This window comes from Mesorhizobium sp. WSM4833 (assembly GCF_055811095.1).
Window position 1 is genome coordinate 558,694 of record NZ_JBVVQG010000002.1, and the last position, 24,536, is coordinate 583,229.

The following is a 24,536-nucleotide window of genomic DNA, read 5'->3' on the forward strand; positions in this document are numbered from 1 at the left end:
TTCCGACATCAGGCGGTTCATTCTTTTGAGGACTTTGCGTTGCCGGAGGAAAAACAAGCTCGGGTGAAGTATAGGCTGGGAACGAACATGCGGAGTCCGCCATGAACCATGTAACCTTCGCCAGCAGCTCGCCTCGCAGGATCCGCCAGAGCAATTCGGTAGCGACGCTGAACGCGCTCCACCGCTTCGGCCCTTTGAGCCGGGCCGATCTCGCCAGGCATATGGGGGTCAACCGCTCGTCCGCCGGCAATATCGTCCTGGAGTTGGTCGAGGCCGGACTCGTTCGCGAAGTGGCGGAGAACGATATCGCGAATCCGGCGGGCCAGCCCAGGGCCGGAAGACCGGGTATCCTCGTGGAAATCGTGCCTGAAGCCGTTTTCTTCGCCGGCATAGAGATCGGTGTCGAACATATGACATGCGTCGAGATCGATCTCGCGGGCAAGATCGTTCGCAGCGCCATGACGCGCTTCGAAGGACATGACAGCGATCCGGAGGCCGCGGTCCACATGGCGATCGAACAGGTGTTTCTCGAGATGCGGAAGGATAGCCTGGCGCGATGTCAGGGCATCGGCATCGCGGTGCCCGGACAAATGAACCAGGATGGTTTCATCCACGTCGCACCGATCCTGGGGTGGCGCAATGTCGATCTCACAGGCCTTGCCCGCAGCCTTCTTCCGGCCGAGATTCCGGTATCCGCGGAAAATGACGGCAACGCATTCGGCATCGGCATCACATACAGCCAGCCGGAAGCGGCGAGCGGCGTCACCTTCTTCATGGTCATCGAGAACGGCGTCGGTGGCGGAATTGTGATCGATGGCAAGTTGTTCCGCGGCGGCAATGGCCTGGCCGGAGAAGTCGGCCACCTCAAGACACGGAACCCGACATACCGGAATCTGGAGCAGGCCTTCGGGCGCGACCGCATCCTGTCATCCTATCGCCAGTACAGGCCGGACGCCGACTTGGACTTGTTCCTGCGTGACGTCCGCGATCGTGTTCCTCAAGCGGTGCAGCTCGCCGAAGAATGGGCTGTCTTGTTCGCATTTGCAGTCGTGCAGATCTCGCGGCTGATCGACCCGAACCGCATCGTGCTGGGCGGGTCCGTCGCGGAATTGTATCCATTGGTCGCCGCACGGGTCGACGCGCATATCCGCGAGCTCCAGGCCGCGACCTTTCCTATCCCCGAGATCGTTTTCAACGAGAGCGCCATCTATGGAGCTGCCTTCGGAGCCGCTTGCATGATGCATCAGCGCTTCATGTCGCTCGACAACCAGATGCTCAACAAGGACGCGGTTTCCGGTCCAGACGCCTCGGCGTCGTGAAACCGCAAACGACACCACACCCAGGATTGGACGCTTGATGAACGACCTCCCCCAAACGCTTGCACCGGACTCGTTCGGGCCAACCGTGACGATTGGAGAAATCCTGGTAGAGATCGTCGCGAGGCAGACAGGCACCGGTTTCCGGGAACCGATCGACCTCATTGGCCCCTTTCCGAGCGGCGCGCCCGCCATCTTCATCGATCAATGCGCGCGTATGGGCGGAGCGGCCGCGATGGTGGGCGTGGTGGGCGACGACGATTTCGGCGCGGTCAACATGGAGCGCCTGAAGCGAGACGGCGTAGACACTTCCGCCATCGCTGTTTCCGCGGATTATCCGACGGGCAGCGCCTTTGTCCGCTACCGCACGGACGGAAGCCGCGATTTCGTCTACAACATCGCCAAATCCGCCGCCGCTCGACTGGAATGGACCCCGCAGGTCGAGGCGCTGATCGCGCGTTGCGGGCATATCCACGTCATGGGAACGGTGTTCGCAAGCCCCGCGGCCTGGGCGATCACCGAACGCGCGATCCCGCTGATCAAGGCACGCGGCGGCACCATGTCGCTCGATCCGAACCTGCGCAAAGAATTGCTGGCGCACGGCCAGACCGAGGAGAAATTCGCGAGCCTGGTGGACAAAGCGGACCTGCTGCTGCCGTCGGGCAATGAATTGTTCCTGGCCGCCGGCATGGATGGCGAGGAACGCGCAATCGAGGCGCTGTTCAAACGAGGGGTCAAGGAGATCGCCGTGAAGCGTGGCGAACATGGCGCGTCAGCCCGTCAAAGCACGGGCGCCAGTGCCGATTGTCCCGGCCTCATCGTCGAGGAAACGGACCCCACCGGCGCCGGCGACTGTTTCGGCGGAGCCTATGTCGCATGCCGGCGGTTGGGGATGCCGCTGCGGACTTCGCTCGAATTCGCCAACGCGGCAGGGGCGCGCAACGTCACACGCCTCGGTCCCATGGAGGGAGCCGGCACGCGGGCCGAACTGGAAGATTTCATGGCAAGAACGGCGAGAAGAAGCTGATGCGTGTGGCGATCGAAGATGTGCCGGCCCTGCACAGGGAAGGCAAGAAAATCGGGGTGACCTCGGTGTGTTCGGCACACCCGTTGGTGCTCAAAGCTGCACTGCGCCACGGCCGGGAAACCGGCACCACCGTCCTGATCGAAGCGACGTGCAACCAGGTCAATCATCTGGGCGGTTATACGGGCATGACGCCGTCCGATTTCGCGGCGATGGTGAAAGCGCTCGCGGCAGTCGAGCAGTGCCCGACAGAGCTGATCGTGCTTGGCGGGGATCATCTCGGTCCCAATCCCTGGAAAGACCGGCCCGCCGAGGAGGCGATGGCGCAGGCCGGGACAATGGTCGATGCTTATGTCCGCGCCGGCTTCCGCAAGATCCATCTCGATGCATCGATGGGCTGCGCGGGTGAACCGGCGACGCTAGACGACCATACGGTGGCCGAGCGCGCAGCCAGAATGGCGGGCGTCGCGGAACAGGCGGCCGCGCAGAGCGGCGGGGCAAGCCCGGTCTACATCATCGGGACGGAGGTGCCGCCTCCCGGTGGCGCCGATCACGCTTTGGATGCGATCACCCCGACCAGTCCGGAGGCGGCTCGCCAGACACATGCCATTCACGCCAAAGCATTCCAGGCCGCCGGGCTTGAAAGCGCGTTTTCCCGCGTCATCGGGCTTGTCGTGCAGCCGGGCGTGGAGTTCGGCAACCAGAATGTGATTTTTTACGATCGGACCAAGGCCAGCGATCTGGCGGCAACTCTGAACACATTGCCGTCGCTCATTTTCGAAGCCCATTCGACGGACTATCAGGGCGAGAGGCCGCTGCGTGAACTCATCGAGGACGGCTTCGCCATCCTCAAGGTCGGCCCCGAGCTGACCTTCAAACTGCGCGAGGCGCTGTACGCGCTCGACCTGATCGCTTCCGATCTGGTGCCTTTCTATGGCGAGCGGCCGCTTTACCACGCCATGGAAGAGCTGATGCAAGCCGCGCCCAAGAACTGGGCAAGCCACTATCATGGCAGCGATGCCGACAGACGGACGCTGCGCCACTACTCCTATTCCGATCGCATCCGATATTATTGGGCGACCCCGCAAGCCCGTGCCGCCTGCGACCGGCTCTTCGACGCGTTGAAGGGCCGCAAGGTGCCGGTGACGCTGTTTCTCCAGCACCTGCCTTCGGCGCTCGCTTGGGCCGCCCGCGGCTGCGACGTCGAGGAGATCGCGATCGATCACGTCCAGCGAAGCATCGAGATCTACGCCCGGGCATGCGGCACCTGAGCCCTCGTCCGGTTCTTCAAGGCCAGAGCGGATGGGCTGGCGGGCCGCAGAAATACTTACAGCGATGGTCCCAATCGGATCGGGCTGCCGTCGCTGAAACGGGATTGACGGAACCTGTTGAGATTGTGCCCGGGCTCGTTGCCCTGGATCAAATCGGACAGAATGCGGCCCATTCCGGGTCCTATGCCGAAGCCGTGGCCACTCATCCCGGTCGCGACAACGAGGCCTGGTATCGCAGCGGCGCGATCGACGATGGGCACGACATCAGGCATCGCATCGATCATGCCCGCCCAGCTCGCCTTGAGCGGCACAGTCGTGAACTGAGGGAAAAGCTCCCTGAACCCGCCGTCGATGGCGCGGAGCGCCGACGTCTCGGGAGCCGGATTGAGGACGCGCATCCGTTCGAAAGGGCTTTCTTCATCCGCGTTCCATCTGCGCGGGGTCGACCAGCCGTCCGGGTAGCCTCGCGGCGCGGCCGGCAGGTAGCGTGTGCCGAACGGATTGGCCATCAGGGCGCTGACATATTTGCCTGCATGGCGAAATGCATCCGGCCCTATGTAGAGTTGGCTGCTGCCTCCCGATGCGAGCGTGTACCCGCCATCCTGCCTGCGCCGGAAAGCGATGCGTTCGTCCGCGGCGGCACCGGCGTGGATTTCCGCCATCGGCGCTGTCGCAGCGACGGTCGCCCTGACGCTGAGCTGCGGAATCGAGATGCCGTGGGCGCGCAGGAACAGCGACGTCCAGGCGCCGCTGGCGACGAGGACGCTCGAGGCCGCGATGAGCCCTTTCTCGGTCCAGACGCCACTGATGCGTCCCGCGGAGATGTCGAGCATACGTGCCGCGCAATTCTCGATGATCGTCGCGCCTTCGCGGGCCGCCAGGCGAGCAAGCGCGGGCACGGCGACCCAAGGTTCTGCCCGCATGTCCGATGGAGTGATCATTGCGCCTTTGAACAGTCGCGACATGGCCGGGATCAGGCTTGCCAGCTCACCCTGGTCGAGGAGACGCGTGTCGACGCCATGAGCCTGGGCGATCTTCAGGAATTTCGCGAAACCGGCCATCTCCTTGTCTGTTCGCGCAAGATAGGTAACGCCCGTCTGCTTCAGTCCTATGTCCTCGCCACATTCCTGCGCCAGTTGCCGCCAGAGGCGCTGCGCTTCGATGACGATCGGCAGTTCGTCGGCATCGCGGCCCTGCTGCCGGATCCAGCCCCAGTTGCGCGAGGATTGCTCGGCGGCGATGCGTCCCTTTTCCAGCAGCGTCACCGAGACGTTCCACCGCGCCAGGAACAGTGCCGTGGTCACGCCAATGACCCCGCCGCCGATGATCACGACGTCCGAGGTCCTCGGCAGGGGCTGCTGGAACTGGATCGGGGTGGCTTCGGTGAAGGGGAAGATTGTCAAAGAGCACTATCCTTTGGTATTCCGCAGCGGCGTCCGGTCTACGCACTTGATATCAGGGCAGCGATATCTGGCCGCCGTGAGATGTCGATACCACGCGAGGAGATTGATCGTCAGCTGCTGCTTGCCGGGAACGACGAGGCCAGATCGCGGCGCCGGTAAATCCACGCTTCTGAAATCAATTTCCGGGCTCATGGCGCCGACCGGGGGCACGCTTGCCTTCAACAGCGAGTCGATCGCCGGCCAGGCGCCGGAAAAGCTATGCCGGAAGGGCCTGGCACTGGTGCCGGAAGGCCGCAGTATCTTCCGGACACTGACGGTGCGGGAAAACCTGCTGCTCGGCGGCATGATCCGCAAGGACAAGGCCGAAGCGGCCGCCGATCTGGAACGGGTTCTGGAAATCTTCCGATCCTCAGGACCCGCTACCGCGGCGTTGCCGGCCACCTTTCCGGCGGCGAGCAGCAGCAGCTTGCCATCGCCCGCGCCATCCTGCAGCGCCCGTCGCTGATGATGATCGATGAACCGTCGCTTGGCCTTGCGCCGCTGGTGATCGACCAGGTCTACGAAAGCCTCCGCCAGCTTAACGCCAGCGGGCTGACCCTGCTCGTCGTCGAACGGTCCACCGCTCGCATTCTCGACCTCGCTTCCCGCGTCTACGTGCCGCGCAACGGCCATAACGCGCTGGAGGGTTCGGCAAGCGAGCTTGCCGACGGGCATGCGCTGGAAGAGGCCTATTTCGGCTATGGCGATCGTCAGACGGCGCACGCATAATCGGGCAGGCAAGGGCTACAACAATGGTTTTCGACTACTGCGTCATCGGCGGCGGCATCGTCGGCCTGGCGACGGCCATGCGGCTGCTGGAAACATATCCCGGCTGCAGCCTGATCCTGTTGGAGAAAGAGGAGGCTCTCGGCAAGCACCAGACCGGCCACAACAGTGGTGTCATCCATGCCGGCATCTACTATCCGCCAGGCAGCCTGAAGGCCGAGCTCTGCCGCAAGGGCGCGGATGCCACCAAGGCCTTCTGCCAGGAGAACGGCATCCGCTTCGATGTCTGCGGCAAACTGCTCGTCGCCACCTCCGCACTCGAAGTGCAGCGCATGGAGGCGCTCCACGAACGCTCGAAGCAGAACACGATTGAAGTCCGGCGCGTCAGCGAGGGTGAATTGAAGGAGCGGGAACCGAACATCCGCGGTCTCGGCGCGCTTTTCGTGGCCTCGACCGGCATCGTCAGCTATGCCGATGTCTGCCAAGCCATGGGGCGGCGCATTAGGGCGCTTGGCGGCGAGATCCGCCTGTCGACGCGCGTCACCGGCATTCGCGAAGTCATCGATTCCGTCGATATCGCGTCGGCCGGCGAAAACTGGCAGGCGAAAAAACTGGTGGTCTGCGGCGGTCTCCAATCGGACCGGCTGGCCGTGCTCGCCGGGCTTTCGATCGAGCATCGCATCGTTCCCTTCCGCGGCGAATACTATCGCCTTCCCGCATCGAAGAACGACATTGTCCGCCATCTGATCTATCCCGTCCCGGATCCAGCCCTGCCCTTCCTTGGCGTGCACCTGACGCGGATGATCGACGGCAGCGTCACGGTCGGGCCGAATGCCGTTATCGGTTTTGCCCGCGAAGGCTATCCACGGCTTTCGTTCAATGTTTCGGACATGGCCGACTACGCGCTGTTTCCCGGCTTCTGGAAAACCGTGTTCGCCAACCGCGGATCTGCGGTAACGGAACTCCGCAACTCGCTCTGGAAGCCAGGCTATCTGGAGGAGTGCCGGAAATACTGTCCGAGCCTCGAGCTCGCCGACCTGCTCCCGCACGAAGCAGGCATCCGCGCGCAAGCCGTGCGCAAGGACGGTGCCCTCATCCATGATTTCCTGTTCGCACAAACGGACCGCATGCTGCACGTCTGCAACGCGCCTTCCCCCGCCGCCACCTCGGCGATCCCGATTGCAGAGATGATTCGAGATCGCCTCATACAGGGCTGCTGAAAATGAGGCGGTACACACTGGAGCCCAACTGAACGCTGGAGTATCCGTCTTGGCCAAGAAGGGAATTAGGGCACCGGCCGCGGCCAACGCAGCTTTTGCGTCGGAACCAGATCGGCGCACCACCAGGCCAGCAATCCCGCTCCCGGCGAAAGGGCAGCAACTTGGCCTGCGGTTTCCGCAAGCAAAGGTTCCGTGTGGACGACGGCTTTTTTGGCTGCGCAAAGATCTCAGGCGAAACGACGGCTGACGTCATTGGCAGGGTTCGCTCCCGGCTGACCGCCATTTTGTCGACCGTCATAGCTGGACGGCCTCCCTATGGCACCAGAATGGTACACGTCCATAGGACGCACCGACACCCAAGCCAGCCCAGCTAACCAGAAGCCTTTAAGTCTTTGAAATTATGTCGCTATTTATGGTACCGTTGGCTGGGATCGAACCAGCGACCTCCGGATCCACAATCCGGCGCTCTAACCATCTGAGCTACAACGGCACGTTGCCTGAGCGGATCGAAACAGAAACTCATCCGCCGCTCTGTCGTTCGGCGATGCGTCCTTACGGGCTTATGGATTCTAATTCAAGGCTTTTGGAAAGCAAAGGTCACTTCCCAACATCGGCGCGGCATTCGCCCAGCAAGAAGGCGCAGGCAAGGACCAGGCGACGGACAAAGAAAAAGGCCGGCGGGAGGAGGTGCCGGCCTTTTCCTGTTACGAGCCAGCGGGAGGAGGTGCTGGCTGGTCACCCCGGGGAGCAGAGGGAGGAGGTTCCACTCACCGGGTATTCCTTGATGGCTGCCATCATACACCTGATCGTTTTTAAGAAAATGCGACCTTTTGTTGCATCTTCAGATCATGCGCAAATGTTAGGCAACCTTGATTTCCTTCATCGCCTTCTCGAAGGCGGTCTTGATCGGCTTGGAGACGTCCTCGGCGGCCTTGGAGGCAACGGCCTGGAAGTCCTTGGCCTGCTCGACGGTCGATTCGACGCGCTTGCGCAGGAAGGCGGTCTGCAGCTCGACGACTTCCGACAGCGACTTGGCGCCGATCAGGGCTTCGAGGTGGGAAAAACCGGCCTCGGCATTGGCACGCAAAGCGGAGATGGTCTTGAGCGACAGGTCGTTGGAAACGGTCTTGGCGGTCTCGTAGGTCGACTCCAGAGCCTTCTGGGTCTCCTCGGCGCCGGTCTTCAGCTTGGCATAAGCCTCTTTCGACTGCTCAACGCCCTTTTCGGCGAAAGCGCGAATCTGGTCAGTCGCCTTGGAAGCGTCGAAGCTCGGGAATTCAACGTTTTCGATCGTCTCGGCGGTCTTGGTCCTGGACATTTTCCATCCTTTTCAGCGGCAGCGGCTTTGACAGAAAGCCGTCTCGTTCATGTATGATGGCAATATAAAGGCAAATTTTGTGCATTGCAATATCTTTGTTGCAGTGCACCATAAATTTCTTTTGGGCCATTAACCAAGAGCCCAGATTCCAGCCTTTGCACGTTCTGGCTTGTGGACCTTCGCGCCTCCGGCTTTTATTAACAAAGCGTTAACTGCAAAATCGCCGCTCCGTGAGGTCCGCCAAGCGCATGCCGTCCGAATATTCCTTCCTCGATGTCGCCGTGCTCGACGCGGTCCGCCAGCGCTTTGCCGCAGGCGACGCGATCGCGATCCTGTCGGCGGATCTGGAGCAGGTGATCTGGGCCAATGGGCCAGGAGCCGCGATGTTCGGTTATCCCGACATCGAGGCGATCATAGGCGCCTCGGCGCAGTTGCCCGTGATCGCCAGGCGCCAGATCATGGCGACCAGTGGATTTCCCGAGATTGGCAGCGACCGCGCCATCATGGTGCGGCTGGCGACCGGCATGACCAGCCGCGCCGTCGGCTTCCTGGCCAGTGCGGTGACCATGCCGGACGCCGAGAAGGCGATCATGCTGGCAGTGCCGGCGGCTCAGACAGGGTCACGCAGTGCCGGCGAAATCGCCGCGCGCGCCATTAGCGGCTTCACCGAGGATGGTCATTTCATCGCCTTTGTCGATGCCAGGGGCAACGTCGAGGCGGCCTCGGAAGGATTTTCGGCACTGGGCATCCGGCCGGAGACGCTGGCAGCACTGGTTGCCGACGTCGCAGCCGAGAGCGACCGCATCGTCAAGCGCCTTGTCCCGGGCGGCACGGCCTCCTACCCGGCAGGTCTGGCAAGATTGACCGAGGAGCGGCATCTGCTGGTGGTGATCGACGAGGACCAGCTCGACGACACAGCCCCTGCGGGCGAACACCTCACGCAAACCATTGCCGAGGCGGCACCAGCTGGCGATGCGGCTTCGCAGCCGGAACAGGGTCGCGAGACACCGACCGAGGAACCAGGCGCCGCACTGCCGACCGAGGACGTCGCCGCATCGCAGCCGCATGCGATCACCGACGCGATCGGGCAGGCGCCGACGGCTGCCAATAGCGATCAGGCGGCAGCAGAGCCCACACCGGCGCAACACGACCATTGGTACTTCAACGCCGGCGAGGACGGAGGGGAACAGGCGCCGCGACCAGCTGCGTCCGGACCTGAAGCGCCTCAAGAACCGGCGGCCCTGGAAGTCCAGTCCACCTCCGCGGCCACGCCGACGACCGTCTCGGCGATAGACCGCGCAGCGGCGCCGGTGCGCTTCGTCTGGCGCACCGATGCCGAAGGCAAGTTCAGCGCGCTGTCGCCGGAATTCGCCGACATCGTCGGCAAGCCGGCGGCCGACGTGATTGGCCGACGCTTCAGGGATGTCGCCGCCACATTCGGCCTCGACCCCTCGGGCGAGATATCGGGGCTCCTCGAACGGCGCGATACCTGGTCCGGACGCTCGGTGCTGTGGCCGGTCGTCGGCACCGATCTGAAGATACCCGTTGACCTGGCGGCGCTGCCTGTCTATGGCCGCAGCCGCGCCTTCGAGGGTTTCCGCGGCTTCGGCGTCGCCCGCGCCAGCGACGCGGTCGTCGATCCGGAGGCCATCGGCATGGCGCTGGTGCCCAATGGCCGGGCGCCGGCAACGCCGGAACCGCAAGTCATCCAACCCGCGCTCGAACAGCCGAAGGCTGAGGAGCCCAGGGCCGAGGACGCTCAGGCATCGGATCCGTTCAAGGGCGAGGTGCCGGCGCTGACCATCGTGCCGAAACAGGAGCGGCGCTTTGCCGACAAGGTGATCCGGCTCGCCGAACATCGGCAGCCAGCCAACGACAAGGGCCTCTCGACCCTGGAACGCAGCGCCTTCCGCGAAATCGGCGAGCGGCTGAAGAAGGAGAGTGCTCCGGTCGAGCCACCAGAGACTGAGACTGCTGAGGCGTCGGCAGCGGAGACCGAGGCTCCGGTCAAGGCGTCCGACGACCCGATGCGCACCGGCGGCACCCCTGCGTCAGGGCCAGAGAACGAACCGGTCGAGCCATCCGAGACCGATGTCGATGCCGAAGACGAGCAGGATCTGGCACGGCTTGACGGTCACCCGGACGAAGCGGCTCGTGAAGCCCCCCCTGGGATGAATGTGACGGGCTCGTTGCTGGACTATGCCGGCCAAGATGACGAACGTGGCCCCGGGGCGGCGGAACCAGAGAACACCGCTGCGGTTTCGCCCGGCGAAGAGCCTGAAGCCACTGACGCGACACATGACGTCCTCGATGACGACAGCATGACGTCAGCAGATTTTCGCGATGCCGAAGACAGCGAGGATTGGGCGCAGCCCGACGAGGAAGCCGCATCGCCTGACGAGCAGGCGGTTGCCGAGCAAGCCGTCAATGCAGGCGACGCTGCGGAAATACGCGTCGAGCGCCCTCGCCTGCAGGTTCCGCCGCTCAAGGCCGAAGGGTTCGTGCCTTCGGCGTTTTCCGCGGGAGATGAACACAAGGCCCCGGACACGTCGCTGCTCGGTAAGCTGCCCGTGCCGCTGCTCATCCATTCCGGAGACCAGTTGCACTATGCGAACGAGGAATTCCTCAGCCTGACCGGCTACGAGGCGCTCGACGATCTGGCGGATGCCGGCGGCCTCGGCGCGTTGTTTGCCGACCCCTATGCCGACGACGGCGTTTCCGACGGCACCGATCGCGCGCTGCGGCTGAAGACGCGTGATGGACAGGAATTCCCGATCGAGGCCATTTTGCGCTCTGTCCCCTGGCGCGACGGCAAGGCGCTGATGCTGGTCGTGCGACGCTCCGGCGAGGATGATGCGCCGGCGAGCCTGCATGTGGTTGGCGACGAGCAGACGCAGCCGGATATTTCCGAGCTCAAGGCGCGCATCGCCGAGATGCGCACCATTATCGACACCGCCACCGACGGCGTCGTGCTGATCGGCCGTGACGGCACCATCCGATCGATCAGCCGGCCGGCCGAAGCACTGTTCGGCTTCGACAGCGACGATGTGACCGGCAAGCCGTTCGCCTCGCTGTTTGCCATCGAAAGCCAGCGCGCGGCACGCGACTATCTCAACGGACTGTCCGAGCCCGGCGTGGCGAGTGTCATGAACGACGGCCGCGAGGTTATCGGGCGCGAATCGCAAGGCCGCTTCATTCCGCTGTTCATGACCATCGGCCGGCTGCCCAACGACAGCGGCTTCTGCGCCGTCGTTCGCGATATCACGCAGTGGAAGCGGGCCGAAGAGGACTTGACGCAGGCACGTGCGGTGGCCGAGCGCGCGTCCTCGCAGAAGACCGATTTCCTCGCCCGCATCAGCCACGAGATCCGCACCCCGCTCAACGCCATCATCGGCTTTTCCGAACTGATGGTCGACGAGAAGTTCGGACCTGTCGCCAACGACCGCTACCGCGACTATCTGCGCGACATCAACCGCTCGGGCAATCATGTGCTCGACCTGGTCAACGACCTGCTCGATATCTCCAAGATCGAGGCCGGCCAGCAGGAGATGGCCTATGAGGCGGTGTCGCTCAACGACACGCTGGCCGAGACGGTGGCGATGATGCAGCCGCAGGCCAATCGCGAACGGGTCATCATCCGCTCCAGCTTCGCTTCGCGGCTGCCGGAAGTGGTGGCGGACCTGCGCAGCGTGCGCCAGATCGCGCTCAACATCCTGTCGAATGCCATCCGCTACACCCAGGCCGGCGGCCAGGTGATCGTCTCGACCGCCTATGAGACGTCGGGCGACGTCGTCATGCGGGTGCGCGACACCGGCATCGGCATGAGCCATGCCGAGATCGAGCAGGCGCTGAAGCCGTTCAAGCAGATCAACGCGCTGAAGCGCGGACGCGGCGACGGCACCGGGCTTGGACTGCCTTTGACCAAAGCGATGGTGGAAGCCAACCGTGCCCGGTTCACCATCAATTCGACACCGGGCGAAGGCACCTTGGTCGAGGTGGCTTTTCCATCGACCCGTGTCCTTGCGGAATAGATCAGCCCTCCACGCTTCGATCCCGATAAAAAGAAAAAGGCGCCCAAAGGCGCCTTAAGAGATGGGATTGCTGTCACAACGGGGGCTTGAGCGAATTCGGATCCTCGGGGCTGAGGAACGGGATTTCTCCCTCAAGTTACCTGCGACTATCGACGCCGGACCTTAACAACTCCTTACCGGGGCGCCGGAAAATTTACGAATGTGTACCACTCATGAAATCTAGGTAAATTCTAGCGAGATATTTCGTTAACCATGCCGGAACGTCTTTTTTCATGCATGTCGTTGTCTCAAAACCGGGCCACTTTTGAGCGACATGCATTAGCAGCTACTCGGCCAATTGCGGCAGGTTCTTGAACAGCTCAAGCGCCTCTGGATTGGCGAGCGCCTCCTTGTTCTTGATGGCGCGGCCATGCACCACGTCGCGCACCGCAAGCTCGGTGATCTTGCCCGATTTGGTGCGAGGGATGTCGGTGACGGCGACGATCCTTGCCGGCACGTGACGCGGGCTCGCGCCGCTACGGATTTTTGCCCGTATGCGTTTTTCCAGATCCTCGTCGAGCTGCACGCCGGCGGCCAGGCGCACGAACAGGATGACGCGCACGTCGTTGTCGAAGTCCTGTCCGATGCACAATGCTTCCAGGATCTCAGGCATCTGCTCGACCTGATTGTAGATCTCCGCCGTGCCGATCCTCACCCCGCCCGGGTTGAGCGTGGCGTCGGAGCGGCCATGGATGATGAGGCCGCCATGCTCGGTCCATTCGGCGAAATCGCCATGACACCAGACATTGTCGAAGCGCTCGAAATAGGCCGCCCGATACTTCTTGCCATCGGGGTCGTTCCAGAAGCCGATCGGCATCGCCGGAAAGGCTTTTGCGCAGACCAACTCGCCCTTCTCCTGTCGGACCGGCCTGCCGTCGTCGTCCCAGACATCGACGGCCAGGCCGAGGCCGGGTCCCTGGATCTCGCCGGTCCAGACCGGCTGCGTCGGCACGCCGAGCACGAAGCAGGAGACGATGTCGGTGCCGCCGGAGACCGAGGCCAGATGTACGTCCTTCTTGATGCCGTCATAAACAAAGCGGAAATCTTCCGGCGACAGCGGCGAGCCGGTGGAGGAGATTGCCCGCACAGTGGACAGATCATGCGTGCGGATCGGCTTGAGGCCGGCCTTGCGCACGGAATCGATGAACTTGGCCGAGGTGCCGAGGAAAGTCATCTTCTCGGCATCGGCGAAATCGAACAGCACATTGCCGTCGGGGTAGAAGGGCGAACCGTCATAGAGCAGCAGCGTCGCACCCGAAGCGAGCCCCGACACCAGCCAGTTCCACATCATCCAGCCGCAGGTGGTGAAGTAGAAAAAGCGGTCGCCGTCGGTGAGACCGGCATGCAGCCGGTGTTCCTTGACATGCTGGATCAGCGTGCCGCCGGCCGAATGGACGATGCATTTGGGAATGCCGGTCGTTCCCGACGAAAACAGGATGTAAAGCGGATGCGAAAACGGCAGCGGCTCGAAGGCGACGGGCTTGTCGGCGAAGGGCGACAGCGCCTCTTCCAGCGCCACCGCCTTGTCGATGGTCCCGGCAACATCGCTCGATGTGCCGAGATAGTCGACGACCAGGATCTTGTGGACAGTGCCGAGCTTGGCCGCGACCGCGGCGATCTTGTCGGCGACTTCGATCGCCTTGCCATTGTACCAATAGCCATCCGGCGCGATGAAGACGACGGGCTCGATCTGGCCGAACCTGTCGAGCACGCCCTGCTCGCCGAAATCGGGAGAGCAGGACGACCAGACGGCGCCGATCGAGGCGGCGGCCAGCATGGCGGCGACGGTCTCCGGCATGTTGGGCATCATGGCGGCAATGCGGTCGCCCTTCTTCACCTTGAGCGACAGGAAAAGCTGCTGCAGCCGCGAGGTCAGCGCGTGCAACTCGTTCCAGGACAGCCGGCGCTCGACCTTGTCTTCGCCGCGAAACACGATTGCGTCGCCTGAGCCGGTCTTCTTCAGCAGATTCCCGGCGAAATTCAGTGTCGCTTCGGGAAAGAAAGAAGCGCCGGGCATCTTGTCACCGTCGACGAGCAGCTTATCGCCCTTGTCGCCGACGATGCCGCAGAAATCCCAGACCAGGCTCCAGAACCCTTCACGGTCCTCGACCGACCAGGCGTGAAGCTGCGAATACGAGGAAAACGCTACGCCGGCTTTCACTCCGGCGGCCTTGGTGAAGGCGGTCAAGGGTGCTGCGTCAATCTGGTCTTGCGTCGGTGTCCAGAGCGGTTGTTCGGCAGCCATGATCGTTCCTCCACGGTCGCCATCGCTTATGCATATCGCGGCGCAGCAGAGCAAGATTTTGTTCGGCTGATGCGACCAGATGTGCGCAAATGCCATCGCCGGGCCATAAAGACTTGAAATGCCTCAGCCCTAAGTCGTAGTGACAACTTGAAGTCGTAGTGACGGCCGGAAGTCCTGGTGACGACCGGGGCCGTGGTGACGACCGGGGTTACACCCGTCGGGCGATTGTCGGAATGGAAGCATACGGGGCCATATGCCATCATCTATGATCCGGCGCGGAATATGGGCGATCGGCGCTGCCGTGATCGTCGTCGCGCTGGTCGTTGCCGCCCTGCCGCTGATTGCCTCCACCCGTATCGTGCGCGACCGCATCGCCTGGGAAATGAGTGCGTGGAGCGGCTTCCGTGTCGCCATCGACGGTTCGCCGCGTATCGAGGTCTGGCCGACATTCCGCGCCATCCTGACCGATGTGACGCTGTCACAATGGACCGACACCGAGGCGCCGCCGGTGGTCGAGGCAGAACGGGTCGAGGTCGACCTTTCCGCCATGGCGGCCTTGCGCGGCGACGTGGTGTTTTCGACGGCGCGGCTGGTGCGGCCGACGATCCGGGTCCAGCGCACGCCTGCCGGCCTTTTCCTGCCCGCTGTCCCGACCGGCGGGCGCATCACGCGCTCCATCGACACGGCGCGCGGCCTGGTCAACGCCGACCCCGCCAAACCGGACCTCGACAAGCTGCCTACCGACACCTTCGGCACGGTCGAGTTTCGCGACGGCCGCATGGTAGCCTCCATCGGCGGCAAGGACGTCGAGATCCTGAGCAGCTTGAACGGTCAGGCAAATTGGGCGGCGATGAACAGCAATGCGACGTTGTCGGCAACCGGCATCTGGCGGGGCGAAAGCGTCGCGCTGGATGTCGCCTCGGCCAAACCGCTTGTGCTGTTTGCCGGCGGCACGGCGCCGCTGACGCTGTCCTTCAAGGCGGCGCCCGCCACCTTCTCGTTCGACGGCACGGCCAGCATGTCTGAAAATACCTATTTCGACGGTCAAGCGAAGTTCTCGGCACCCTCGCTGCGGCGTGTCCTGGAATGGTCGCAGGCCGGCATCGCTCCGGGTGCGGCGATCGGCTCGGTCAGCATTTCGAGCAAGATCACCGCGACCGGCGGGCGCGTCAAGTTCGACAACACGGCGATTGCACTCGACAACAATCCGGGGATGGGTGCGCTGGACCTCTCGCTTGGTGAAGCACAACCTGTGATCTCCGGCACACTCGCCTTCGACACGCTCGACCTCAGATCGTTTCTGTCGGCCTTCACCCCGCTGGTGCCGACCGGAGGAGCGGGGCCTGGCGAAATCGACACAAGTTTCGCCGACAAGATCAATCTCGATCTCAGGCTGTCGGCGGCGCACGCCACGGCGGGGCCGATCCAGCTCGCCGACGTCGCCGCCACGGCACAGGTCAAGGATGGTCTGTCCGTCTTCGACATCTCCGATGCCTCGGCCTTCGGCGGCAACATCCAGACCAGCCTTCGCTTCGATCGCAAGCCGGAAGGCTCGCAGGTCGAAATCCGCCTTCTGGCGTCCGACATCGACGGCGGTGCTTTCGGCACGGCGGCGGGGATGACGCGGCTGGTGCCGGTCGGCACGGGCACCGTCTCGGTGATCCTCAAGGGGCCGGGCAGAACCTGGGATTCCATCTTCGACAATGCCGACGGCTCGGTCTCGGCGACCTTCGGGCCGGGTGCGTTGAGCAAGCTCAACCTGCCGGCCTTCCTCAAACATACCGAACAGGGCGGCTTCTTCGCGCTCGACGATGTCTCCGACGGAACATTGCCGATCGACGGTGCCGAGATCAAGGCCACCATTTCGAAGGGCGTGGCGCGAATCGACAAGGCCGAGGCCAATTCAGCGAAGTACAAGATCTGGCTGTCCGGCATCGCGTCCTACGCCGGGCGCGGACTGGCCTTGTCCGGCGGCGTCATTCAGCCTGACCAGGCGGCAACGCAGGCCAACGGCCAGCAAGGCCCCAACCAGTCGTCGTTCTTCGTCGGCGGAACCTGGAGCACGCCGTTCATTTCCCCGATCAGCCGCGGCGTTTCCGGGGAATAAGCGGTCGCCTTTTCGTCTTCAGCCGCGTTGCGCGGCCTGCTCGTCGAGCTGGCGCTGCACCTCACGCCGCTTGTTGGCAAGCGAGGCGATGATGACGCCGATCGCCACGACGGCGATCAGGATGGTGCAGGCGGCGTTGATTTCCGGCGTCACGCCGAGGCGAACCTGGCTGTAGATCTTCATCGGCAGCGTCGTCGCGCCCGGCCCGGAGGTGAAGCTGGCGATGACCAGATCGTCGAGCGAAAGGGTGAAAGCCAGCATCCAGCCGGAGACGATCGCCGGCATGATGACCGGCAATGTGATCTGGAAGAAGGTCTTCACCGGCGTTGCGCCAAGATCCATCGCGGCTTCTTCCAGCGAGCGGTCGAAAGTCATGAGCCGCGACTGCACGACCACGGCGACGAAGCACATGGTCAGCGTGATGTGGGCGAGCGTCACGGTGAGGAAGCCGCGGTCGAGCCCGACGGCGACGAAGAGCAGCAGCAGCGACAGGCCGGTGATGACTTCCGGCATGACCAGCGGCGCAAAGACCATGCCGGAAAACAGCACCCTGCCCTTGAAGCGCGTGTAGCGGGTCAAGGTGAGTGCCGCCAGGGTGCCCAGCACCGTCGCAACCGTGGCCGAGATCAGGCCAACACGCGCCGTCACCCAGGTCGCGTCCATGAGACCCTGGTTGTGGAATAGCGAGACGTACCATTTGGTCGAGAAACCGCCCCAGACCGTGACCAGTTTCGATTCGTTGAACGAGAAGACGATGAGCAGCACGATCGGCAGGTAGAGAAAGGCAAAGCCAAGCACGATCGAGGTGATGTTGAAGCGGCTCCAGGTGGCGTTCATGAGGTCACCTGTCCATTTCCTGAGCGCGCGCCTGAGCCCGCTGGAAGAGCATGATCGGCACGATCAGCAGCAACAGCAGGATGACGGCCACGGCCGACGATACCGGCCAGTCGCGATTGGCGAAGAACTCGTTCCACAACGTCTTGCCGATCATCAGCGTCTGCGATCCGCCGAGCAGATCGGGAATGACGAATTCGCCGACGGCCGGAATGAACACCAGCAGACAACCGGCGATGACGCCGGGCAGCGACAGCGGAAAGGTGATTTTCCAGAACGCACTGGTCGGCGGGCAACCGAGGTCCTTGGCCGCCTCGATCAGCGAATAGTCCATCTTCTCGAGCGCGGAATAGAGCGGCAGCACCATGAACGGCAGGTAGGAATAGACGATGCCGATGAAGATCGCCGTATAGGTGTTGAGGATGATCAGCGGCTGGTGGATGATGCCGGTGGCGAGCAGCAGCTGATTGAGCAGCCCTTCGGGCTTGAGAATGCCGATCCAGGCGTAGACGCGGATCAGGAACGAGGTCCAGAACGGCAGGATGACCAGCATCAGCAAGGTCGGGCGGATCGTCGCCGGCGCGCGCGCCATGCCGTAGGCGATGGGGTAGCCGACGAGCAATGTCAGGACCGTCGAGACCGCGGCGATGATGACGCTGGTCACATAGGCGTTGAAGTAGAGCGCGTCCTGCGTCAGCCAGGTGTAGTTGTCGAGGCTGAGCTGTTTCAGCTGAGCCAGGAACCCGGAAATGCCGCCGCTGAAATCGAGCGCCGGCGTATAGGGCGGGATGGCGATCGCCGTCTGCGACAGCGAAATCTTGAAGACGATGACGAACGGAATGAGGAAGAAGAACAGCAGCCAGACATACGGGATGATGATGACCAGTCGGCCAACGAAGGCAGCACCCAGCCTGGCAAGGATGGATTTGCCGGCATTGGATGCCGGCGAGGCTGATGAGGTGGTGACGGCGGCGCTCGACATGGTCGCCCCCTACCGCGTCAGCACGACGCCGGCGTCGGGCCGGAAGGAAACCCAGGCGCGGTCGTTCCAGCTCAACGGATCCTCGGTGATGCGGGCCGCGTTCATGGTGCTGGCGCGCACCACCTGGCCGTCGTCCAGCCTGACATGATAGACGGTCATGTCGCCGAGATAGGCGATATCGTAGACCTCGCCCTCGATGGCGTTGACGGCCTCGGCCGGCTTCTTCGACGACACCTTGATCTTTTCGGGCCTGATGGCGAAGGTGACGGCCGTCCCGGCCCCGGCGGTGCCGGCATTGTCGGTGCGGATGGTGATGCCGTTGCCGGCGTCTATGCTGGCGCTGCCCGCCTCGCCACGCGCGATCTTGCCCTCGAACATATTCACGTTGCCGACGAAGCCAGCGACGAAACGCGATCCCGGCGCCTCGTAAACTTCGGCCGGCGTTGCCACCTGCATCACCTCGCCCTTGTCGATGATGGCGATGCGATCGGCCATGGTCATCGCCTCTTCCTGGTCGTGGGTGACGACGACGAAGGTCAGGCCGAGATTCTGCTGCAGGTCCATCAGTTCGAACTGCGTCTCTTCGCGCAGCTTCTTGTCCAACGCGCCGAGCGGCTCGTCGAGCAGCAGCACCTTCGGCCGCTTGGCGACCGAGCGGGCGAGCGCGACGCGCTGGCGCTGGCCGCCGGACAGTTGATGCGGCTTGCGCTTGGCGAACTGCTCAAGCTTGACCAGCTTCAGCATCTCGGCAACGCGCGATGCGATTTCGGGCTTCGGCATGCCGTCCTGCTTGAGGCCGAAGGCGATGTTGTTCTCGACCGTCATATGCGGGAACAGCGCATAGGACTGGAACATCATGTTGACAGGCCGCCGGTAGGGCGGGATGCCGCGCAGATCCTGGCCATCGAGCAGAATGCGGCCGGCTGTCGGCTCCTCGAAGCCGGCGAGCATTCTGAGCAGCGTCGACTTTCCGCAACCGGAAGCACCGAGCAGCGCGAAGAACTCGCGCTCGAAGATGGTCAGAGACAGATTGTTGACGGCGGTGAAGTCACCGAACTTCTTGGTGACGTTGTCGAACTGGATGTACGGCTTGGCGTTCGGGTCGTTCCACGGTGCAAAATCCCTGCGGATGCTGCCAAGCGATTTCATGTCCCACTCCGTCCTGATTTTCTTGCTTCTTGCCCCAGGTAAAAACGGTCCCGGCAGGTGACTGCCGGGACCGTGTCGGATTGCTTACTGGCCGGTGACGATCTTGGTCCAGGTGCGCGTGATGACGCGCTGTGTCTTGGGATCGTATGGCGAGACGGTGTAGAGCTTCTTTATGGTCTCGGCATCAGGATAAACCGAGGGATCCTCCAACAGTGCCTTGTCGACGAATTGCTGCGAAGCCTTGTTGCCGTTTGCGTAGAGCACGTAGTTCGACGACTTGGCGATAACTTCCGGCTTCATCATGTAGTTGATGAACTCGAGCGCCTCCGCGACATGCGGCGCGTCGGCAGGGATCGCCATCTGGTCGAACCACATCTGCGCACCCTCCTTCGGCACGGAATAGCCGATCTCGACGCCCTGCTTGGCCTCGACCGCGCGATTGCGGGCCTGGAACACGTCACCCGACCAGCCGACGGCCAGGCAGATATCGCCGTTGGCGAGCGCGTTGATGTATTCGGAGGAATGGAACTTCCTGATATAAGGTCGGACCTTGAGCAAGGTCTCCTCGGCCTTGGCGATATCGTCGGGCGATGTGCTGTTCGGGTCGAGGCCGAGATATTTCAGTGCAGCCGGAATGATGTCGGCCGGCGAGTCCAGCACGTAGACGCCGCAGTCCTTCAGTTTGGCCAGGCTGTCGGGGTTGAAGAAGACATCCCAGCTGTCGATCTTGTCGGTGCCGAGTGCCGCCTGCACCTTCTTGATGTTGTAGCCGATGCCAACCGTGCCCCACATGTAGTTGACCGAGTATTCATTGCCGGGGTCGTACTTGGCCGTGCGTTCCGAAACCGTATCCCACATGTTGGAAATGTTGGGCAGCTTCGACTTGTCGAGCTTCTGGAACACGCCGGCCTGGATCTGGCGCGCAAGGAAATTGCCGCTGGGCACGACGACGTCATAGCCGCTGCCGCCGGCAAGCAGCTTGGTCTCAAGGATTTCGTTGGAATCGAAGGTATCATAGACGACCTTGATGCCGGTTTCCTTGGTGAAATCGTCGATGATCGAACTGTCGATGTAGTCCGACCAGTTGAAGACGTTGACGACACGATCTTCGGCGTGACCGCCGACGGTGAAAAATGTCAGGAATGCCGACGTTGCCGAAAGCCAGAGCGCTTTGCGGATCATGCTATTCTCCTTTGATGAGTGTTCCTTCACCGGCTCGTCGCGACATCAGCGCGACCGGCATTTTCTTCAGACTATTGAGCTTTCCAAGGGGCGACAAGCGCGAACTGCCGAGACCATGCAGGCGGTTCGATGAGATGGTTGGATGCCCCTGAGGCGGCCTGGGAGGCGTGCCAATACCGTCAGAGGCTTTCGCCATGGCGCGGGCAGAGATACGACGATATGGTCCGGTCCCGATCGGACCGGCTGGGAGACTTGGCAAGATACGCCTGTCTTGTTGTTGCCGTATTCCCAGCCTGCCCGTGCCGCAGCGACGTTGTCAATGGCAAAGCTGCAGGCCGCTTCAATTAGGTGACGGCACCCCGGTGACCCCTGCGCGTTCGGGCCTTGCCTGGCGCTTGAATTCGAGCCCGATATGGACGAGCAGCGCCGTGACCACAACCGCGCCGCCGATGATGGTGCGCCCCGACGGCACCTCGGAATGAATGAGCCAGACCCATATCGGGCCGAGGATCGGCTCGAACGTGCCGAGCAGCGCCGCGATGGCCGCCGGGATCAGTCGCGCGCCGGTGGCGAAGAAGGCCAGGCCGAGGCCGAGATTGACCACGCCGAAGGCAAACAGAAAGCCCATGTCACTGACAGATACGGTGAGGGTCGATGCCTGCGAGACGGCAAAGCCGGCCGCGAGCATGGTGCCGAGGCACGTCGCCGGCGTCATGCGCACGCCGGAGAACCGCCGGGTGATGACGGTGGCGACTGAAAACATGACCGCGATCAACAGCGCCAGCCCATCGCCTATGGGCGAGACGGCGCCATCGAGCGATTCCGACACCATGATGGCGACGCCGGTGATGACGGCGGCGATTGCCACCCAGGTCGCGACACCAACCCTTTCGCGAAACAATGCCCAGGCAAACAGCGCCGCCAGCAACGGCACGCCTGCCTGCATCAAAAGGATGTTAGCGACGGTGGTGTAGGCGAGCGCCACGACGAAGGCGGTCGATGCCGTGGCAAAGCAGATCCCGACGGCAAGGCCGGGCAACCCCATGTCACGGAACAGCTTCAGCATGCCACGCCAGCCGTCACGCCAAACCATGAAGCAGACCAGGAAGGCGGCTGCCCACACGGATCGCCAGAAAATGACCGTCCAGCTGTCACCGACAGTGATGAAGCGGGCGATGGCGCCGCCGAAACTCCACATCAGCGCCGACAGGAAGACCAAAAGCATGCCGACGCGCTCCTCGCGCGGCGAGACGGCTGGCGATGCGACGATCGGCGATGCGGTATCGATCATGGCTGCCACTGTCGGGCTCTTGTGGACGGGACGATGCGCAAGGGACGACAAAAAGATGCTCTGTTGGCGTAACGCAAAGGCGCAGGCCGGAACTGAGCCAGCGGCCGGCGACAATTGTGGCACCTTGCTCCATTTCAGAAGAACACGGCGTCACTGAAAATCGAAAGCACTCAGGCCCGTCACCATCTCGTCGAGGCCGAGCGGGCGCGTCACCGGCGGTTCTGCCCGTGCCAGGCAGCCGACGCGTTCGCAAAGCCGGCAAGCAGGCCCGACCGGCGTTGCCGCGACGGTGCCGGCCTTTGCGGTGATTGCCGCACCGGGCAATGCCGCGCCATAGACGATGTCGTCACGAAAGCCGATGTCGCAACCGAGCAGCAGCGCGGTGCGGCGCGGGCGTTCCGAGAATGCGCCTTGCGGCCCTTCCAGCGTGCGGGCGATGCACAGGAACTCGGCGCCGTCGGGCATTTCCACTGCCTCGACGAAGACCTGGCCGGGCTGGGTGAAGGCGACATGCACGGGCAGCTTGGGACAGCCGCCGCCAAAGCGGCTTTGAGGAAAGCCCTGGCTGCCGGCCTTGCGGAAGCGGTTGCCGGCATTGTCGACCTCCAGCATGAAAAACGGCACGCCCGAGGCACCCTGCCGCTGCAGCATGGTCAGCCGGTTGGCCGCCTGTTCGAAGGAGACCCCGAAGCGCGAACGCAGGACATCGATGTCATAGCGGGCGCGCACGGCAGCCGCGTGAAAGGCCTGATAGGGCATCATCAGCGCGTGCGCCGCATAACGGCCAAGTTCGAAGCGGGCCAGGCGGCGCGCCTCGTCGGTGCTCAGCTTGAGCGCCTGGATCTCGCCGGCGACCGCGACCGTCATGCGGATCAGGCAGGCCTCCATCGCGACTTCGCGCAACTGGTCGAACGGCGACAGGCGTTCGGACAGGAACAGGCGCTGCGAATGACGATCATAACGGCGGCGCCAGTTCGGCATGGTCGCGACCGGCAGCACCTTGACCACGATGCCATATTCGCGCTTCAGCCAGGCCTTCAGCGCGCCGAACAGATCGTCGCCGGGATCGAGCACCGAGGTGAACGCCGCGGCCTCCTCCTCGAGGGCAGCGAAATGGTTCGGCCGGCGCTCGAAAATCTCGTGCACCTCGTCGATCGGCAGGCGGGCGCCGGAAAGCGCCGTCGCCCGACCCTCGCGTGCCAGCAATTCGTTGAGGTCGGACAGGCGCTCGGCCTGCTCGCGATAGGCGCGGAACAGCTTTATCACGGCCGCGGACGCATTGGGCGCCGCCTCGGCAAGCTCGATCAGTTCCTGATCACCCGGCAACTCGCCGACCAGCAGGGGATCGGTGAACACTTCCTTCAAGGCAGCGACAGATCCCCTCGCCTCGCCCTGCAGCTCGTGTGGATCGACCTTGTAGACGGAGGCCAGCCTGAGGATCAGCTGCACCGTCAGCGGCCGCTGGTTGCGCTCGATCAGATTGAGGTAGGACGGCGAAATGCCGAGACCCTCGGCCATCGCCGTCTGGGTCAGGCCCTTGGCGTTACGAATGCGGCGGATGCGCGGCCCGGCGAAGATCTTCTGGTCAGCCACGGACTGTCCTTTACAGCAATTTACACGATTTCCTGGGCACGGGCCTTTTACAATAATGACAAATTTACAACGCACTTCTGTCAAACGCAACACAGGTTTTCTCTTATATCCTCTCAGTTTACCTGTTTTTTGTGGCTGATTTCACGCAAAAATGTAAATCCAGTCATACCCAACTACCCCCAAATGATTGACGCCTTGACACAGATCAGCAATTCCTCGGAGTGACCAATGACTGATTTTTACAACCTCGTCCCATCGGCGCCGGAAGGTCGCTTCGACGGTATCGAACGACCCTACTCGGCGGCGGATGTGAAGCGTCTGCGCGGTTCGGTGCAGATCCGCCAGAGCCTTGCCGAAATGGGCGCCAATCGGCTGTGGAAGCTCATCCACGAGGAGGACTTCGTCAACGCGCTCGGCGCCATGTCCGGCAATCAGGCGATGCAGCAGGTGCGCGCCGGGCTGAAAGCAATCTACCTGTCGGGCTGGCAGGTTGCCGCCGACGCCAACACGGCTGGCGCGATGTATCCGGATCAGTCGCTCTACCCGGCCAATGCGGCGCCTGAACTGGTCAAGCGCATCAACCGGACGCTGCAGCGCGCCGACCAGATCGAGACCTCCGAAGGCAATGGGCTTTCGGTCGAAACCTGGTTCGCGCCGATCGTTGCCGACGCCGCAGCCGGCTTCGGCGGGCCGCGCAACGCCGTCGAAATCATGAAAGCCTTAATCGAGGCGGGCGCCGCCGGCGTCCCCGATTAGGCCCAGGTGG

Annotated in this window: 17 protein-coding genes, 1 tRNA gene and 1 pseudogene; 9 read left to right on the forward strand and 10 right to left on the reverse strand. The window is 63.0% G+C overall.

The window, feature by feature from the left end:
• The first annotated feature begins 101 nt into the window (after nucleotides 1-101).
• The 3 genes from AC0L2D_RS05885 to AC0L2D_RS05895 are packed head-to-tail and all read left to right on the forward strand — an operon-like array spanning nucleotide 102 to nucleotide 3,611.
• Nucleotides 102-1,319: an ROK family transcriptional regulator gene (locus AC0L2D_RS05885; protein ID WP_063172821.1), complete on the forward strand. Its 1,218-nt coding sequence runs from the start codon at nucleotides 102-104 to the stop codon at nucleotides 1,317-1,319.
• A gap of 37 nt (nucleotides 1,320-1,356) precedes the next feature.
• A complete protein-coding gene (locus AC0L2D_RS05890; protein WP_473540572.1) occupies nucleotides 1,357-2,343 on the forward strand; it encodes a tagatose kinase in 987 nt (328 codons plus the stop codon).
• Complete coding sequence (locus tag AC0L2D_RS05895; RefSeq protein ID WP_473540573.1) at nucleotides 2,343-3,611, forward strand: D-tagatose-bisphosphate aldolase, class II, non-catalytic subunit; 1,269 nt, start codon at nucleotides 2,343-2,345, stop codon at nucleotides 3,609-3,611. The genes AC0L2D_RS05890 and AC0L2D_RS05895 overlap by 1 nt, the downstream gene beginning before the upstream one ends.
• Nucleotides 3,612-3,667: 56 nt before the next feature.
• Here AC0L2D_RS05895 and AC0L2D_RS05900 read toward each other — a convergent pair whose 3' ends face one another.
• The gene (locus AC0L2D_RS05900) at nucleotides 3,668-5,014 is read right to left on the reverse strand and encodes an NAD(P)/FAD-dependent oxidoreductase (protein ID WP_473540574.1); all 1,347 of its coding nucleotides are present in this window, start codon (nucleotides 5,012-5,014) and stop codon (nucleotides 3,668-3,670) included.
• Here AC0L2D_RS05900 and AC0L2D_RS05905 point away from each other — a divergent pair.
• Genes AC0L2D_RS05905 through lhgO form a run of 3 tightly spaced genes read left to right on the forward strand, consistent with a single transcriptional unit; the run spans nucleotide 4,995 to nucleotide 6,999 of the window.
• Nucleotides 4,995-5,519: an ATP-binding cassette domain-containing protein gene (locus AC0L2D_RS05905; protein WP_473540575.1), complete on the forward strand. Its 525-nt coding sequence runs from the start codon at nucleotides 4,995-4,997 to the stop codon at nucleotides 5,517-5,519. The genes AC0L2D_RS05900 and AC0L2D_RS05905 overlap by 20 nt on opposite strands.
• Entirely contained in the window at nucleotides 5,486-5,782 is a 297-nt protein-coding gene (locus AC0L2D_RS05910; RefSeq protein ID WP_473540585.1) for an ATP-binding cassette domain-containing protein, read from the forward strand. The genes AC0L2D_RS05905 and AC0L2D_RS05910 overlap by 34 nt, the downstream gene beginning before the upstream one ends.
• Nucleotides 5,783-5,805: 23 nt before the next feature.
• Nucleotides 5,806-6,999: an L-2-hydroxyglutarate oxidase gene (gene lhgO / locus AC0L2D_RS05915; protein ID WP_473540576.1), complete on the forward strand. Its 1,194-nt coding sequence runs from the start codon at nucleotides 5,806-5,808 to the stop codon at nucleotides 6,997-6,999.
• Nucleotides 7,000-7,412: 413 nt separating this feature from the next.
• Here the strand turns inward: lhgO and AC0L2D_RS05920 are convergent.
• Both AC0L2D_RS05920 and AC0L2D_RS05925 read right to left on the reverse strand, forming a co-directional pair.
• Nucleotides 7,413-7,489 (reverse strand) — tRNA-His (locus AC0L2D_RS05920).
• A 369-nt stretch (nucleotides 7,490-7,858) separates the two neighbouring features.
• A complete protein-coding gene (locus tag AC0L2D_RS05925) occupies nucleotides 7,859-8,317 on the reverse strand; it encodes a phasin (protein WP_013530255.1) in 459 nt (152 codons plus the stop codon).
• A 248-nt stretch (nucleotides 8,318-8,565) separates the two neighbouring features.
• On the opposite strand from AC0L2D_RS05925, the gene AC0L2D_RS05930 reads away from it, so the two are divergent.
• Nucleotides 8,566-12,348, forward strand: a complete 3,783-nt coding sequence (locus AC0L2D_RS05930) for a PAS domain S-box protein (RefSeq protein WP_224621457.1) — start codon at nucleotides 8,566-8,568, stop codon at nucleotides 12,346-12,348.
• A gap of 325 nt (nucleotides 12,349-12,673) precedes the next feature.
• On the opposite strand, the gene AC0L2D_RS05935 is transcribed toward AC0L2D_RS05930, so the two are convergent.
• A complete protein-coding gene (locus tag AC0L2D_RS05935; RefSeq protein ID WP_337122739.1) occupies nucleotides 12,674-14,632 on the reverse strand; it encodes an acetoacetate--CoA ligase in 1,959 nt (652 codons plus the stop codon).
• Between the two features lie 253 nt (nucleotides 14,633-14,885).
• On the opposite strand from AC0L2D_RS05935, the gene AC0L2D_RS05940 reads away from it, so the two are divergent.
• Complete coding sequence (locus AC0L2D_RS05940) at nucleotides 14,886-16,739, forward strand: AsmA family protein (RefSeq protein ID WP_027035711.1); 1,854 nt, start codon at nucleotides 14,886-14,888, stop codon at nucleotides 16,737-16,739.
• Nucleotides 16,740-16,757: 18 nt separating this feature from the next.
• On the opposite strand, the gene AC0L2D_RS05945 is transcribed toward AC0L2D_RS05940, so the two are convergent.
• The 6 genes from AC0L2D_RS05945 to AC0L2D_RS05970 all read right to left on the reverse strand — a co-directional run bounded on the left by AC0L2D_RS05945 (nucleotide 16,758) and on the right by AC0L2D_RS05970 (nucleotide 23,770).
• Complete coding sequence (locus tag AC0L2D_RS05945) at nucleotides 16,758-17,576, reverse strand: ABC transporter permease (protein WP_013530251.1); 819 nt, start codon at nucleotides 17,574-17,576, stop codon at nucleotides 16,758-16,760.
• A gap of 4 nt (nucleotides 17,577-17,580) precedes the next feature.
• Nucleotides 17,581-18,555, reverse strand: a complete 975-nt coding sequence (locus AC0L2D_RS05950) for an ABC transporter permease subunit (protein WP_224621460.1) — start codon at nucleotides 18,553-18,555, stop codon at nucleotides 17,581-17,583.
• Nucleotides 18,556-18,564: 9 nt separating this feature from the next.
• Nucleotides 18,565-19,704, reverse strand: coding sequence for an ABC transporter ATP-binding protein (locus AC0L2D_RS05955; protein ID WP_013530249.1), 1,140 nt, complete (start codon nucleotides 19,702-19,704; stop codon nucleotides 18,565-18,567).
• An 84-nt stretch (nucleotides 19,705-19,788) separates the two neighbouring features.
• Nucleotides 19,789-20,886, reverse strand: coding sequence for a polyamine ABC transporter substrate-binding protein (locus AC0L2D_RS05960; protein ID WP_013530248.1), 1,098 nt, complete (start codon nucleotides 20,884-20,886; stop codon nucleotides 19,789-19,791).
• 340 nt (nucleotides 20,887-21,226) lie between these two features.
• Entirely contained in the window at nucleotides 21,227-22,177 is a 951-nt protein-coding gene (locus AC0L2D_RS05965; RefSeq protein ID WP_063170073.1) for a DMT family transporter, read from the reverse strand.
• 150 nt (nucleotides 22,178-22,327) lie between these two features.
• Nucleotides 22,328-23,770: a helix-turn-helix domain-containing protein gene (locus AC0L2D_RS05970; RefSeq protein ID WP_013530246.1), complete on the reverse strand. Its 1,443-nt coding sequence runs from the start codon at nucleotides 23,768-23,770 to the stop codon at nucleotides 22,328-22,330.
• A gap of 228 nt (nucleotides 23,771-23,998) precedes the next feature.
• On the opposite strand from AC0L2D_RS05970, the pseudogene AC0L2D_RS05975 reads away from it, so the two are divergent.
• Nucleotides 23,999-24,517: pseudogene (locus AC0L2D_RS05975) on the forward strand (isocitrate lyase); the annotation flags it as partial.
• Nucleotides 24,518-24,536: the final 19 nt, after the last annotated feature.

Excerpts from the sequence above, each read along its gene's own strand:
- AC0L2D_RS05885 (WP_063172821.1), top strand. The coding sequence starts at position 102 with ATGAACCATGTAACCTTCGCCAGCAGCTCGCCTCGCAGGATCCGCCAG.
- AC0L2D_RS05890 (WP_473540572.1), top strand. The coding sequence starts at position 1,357 with ATGAACGACCTCCCCCAAACGCTTGCACCGGACTCGTTCGGGCCAACC.
- AC0L2D_RS05895 (WP_473540573.1), top strand. The coding sequence starts at position 2,343 with ATGCGTGTGGCGATCGAAGATGTGCCGGCCCTGCACAGGGAAGGCAAG.
- lhgO (WP_473540576.1), top strand. The coding sequence starts at position 5,806 with ATGGTTTTCGACTACTGCGTCATCGGCGGCGGCATCGTCGGCCTGGCG.
- AC0L2D_RS05925 (WP_013530255.1), bottom strand. The coding sequence starts at position 8,317 with ATGTCCAGGACCAAGACCGCCGAGACGATCGAAAACGTTGAATTCCCG.
- AC0L2D_RS05930 (WP_224621457.1), top strand. The coding sequence starts at position 8,566 with ATGCCGTCCGAATATTCCTTCCTCGATGTCGCCGTGCTCGACGCGGTC.
- AC0L2D_RS05935 (WP_337122739.1), bottom strand. The coding sequence starts at position 14,632 with ATGGCTGCCGAACAACCGCTCTGGACACCGACGCAAGACCAGATTGAC.
- AC0L2D_RS05940 (WP_027035711.1), top strand. The coding sequence starts at position 14,886 with ATGCCATCATCTATGATCCGGCGCGGAATATGGGCGATCGGCGCTGCC.
- AC0L2D_RS05945 (WP_013530251.1), bottom strand. The coding sequence starts at position 17,576 with ATGAACGCCACCTGGAGCCGCTTCAACATCACCTCGATCGTGCTTGGC.
- AC0L2D_RS05950 (WP_224621460.1), bottom strand. The coding sequence starts at position 18,555 with ATGTCGAGCGCCGCCGTCACCACCTCATCAGCCTCGCCGGCATCCAAT.
- AC0L2D_RS05955 (WP_013530249.1), bottom strand. The coding sequence starts at position 19,704 with ATGAAATCGCTTGGCAGCATCCGCAGGGATTTTGCACCGTGGAACGAC.
- AC0L2D_RS05960 (WP_013530248.1), bottom strand. The coding sequence starts at position 20,886 with ATGATCCGCAAAGCGCTCTGGCTTTCGGCAACGTCGGCATTCCTGACA.
- AC0L2D_RS05965 (WP_063170073.1), bottom strand. The coding sequence starts at position 22,177 with ATGATCGATACCGCATCGCCGATCGTCGCATCGCCAGCCGTCTCGCCG.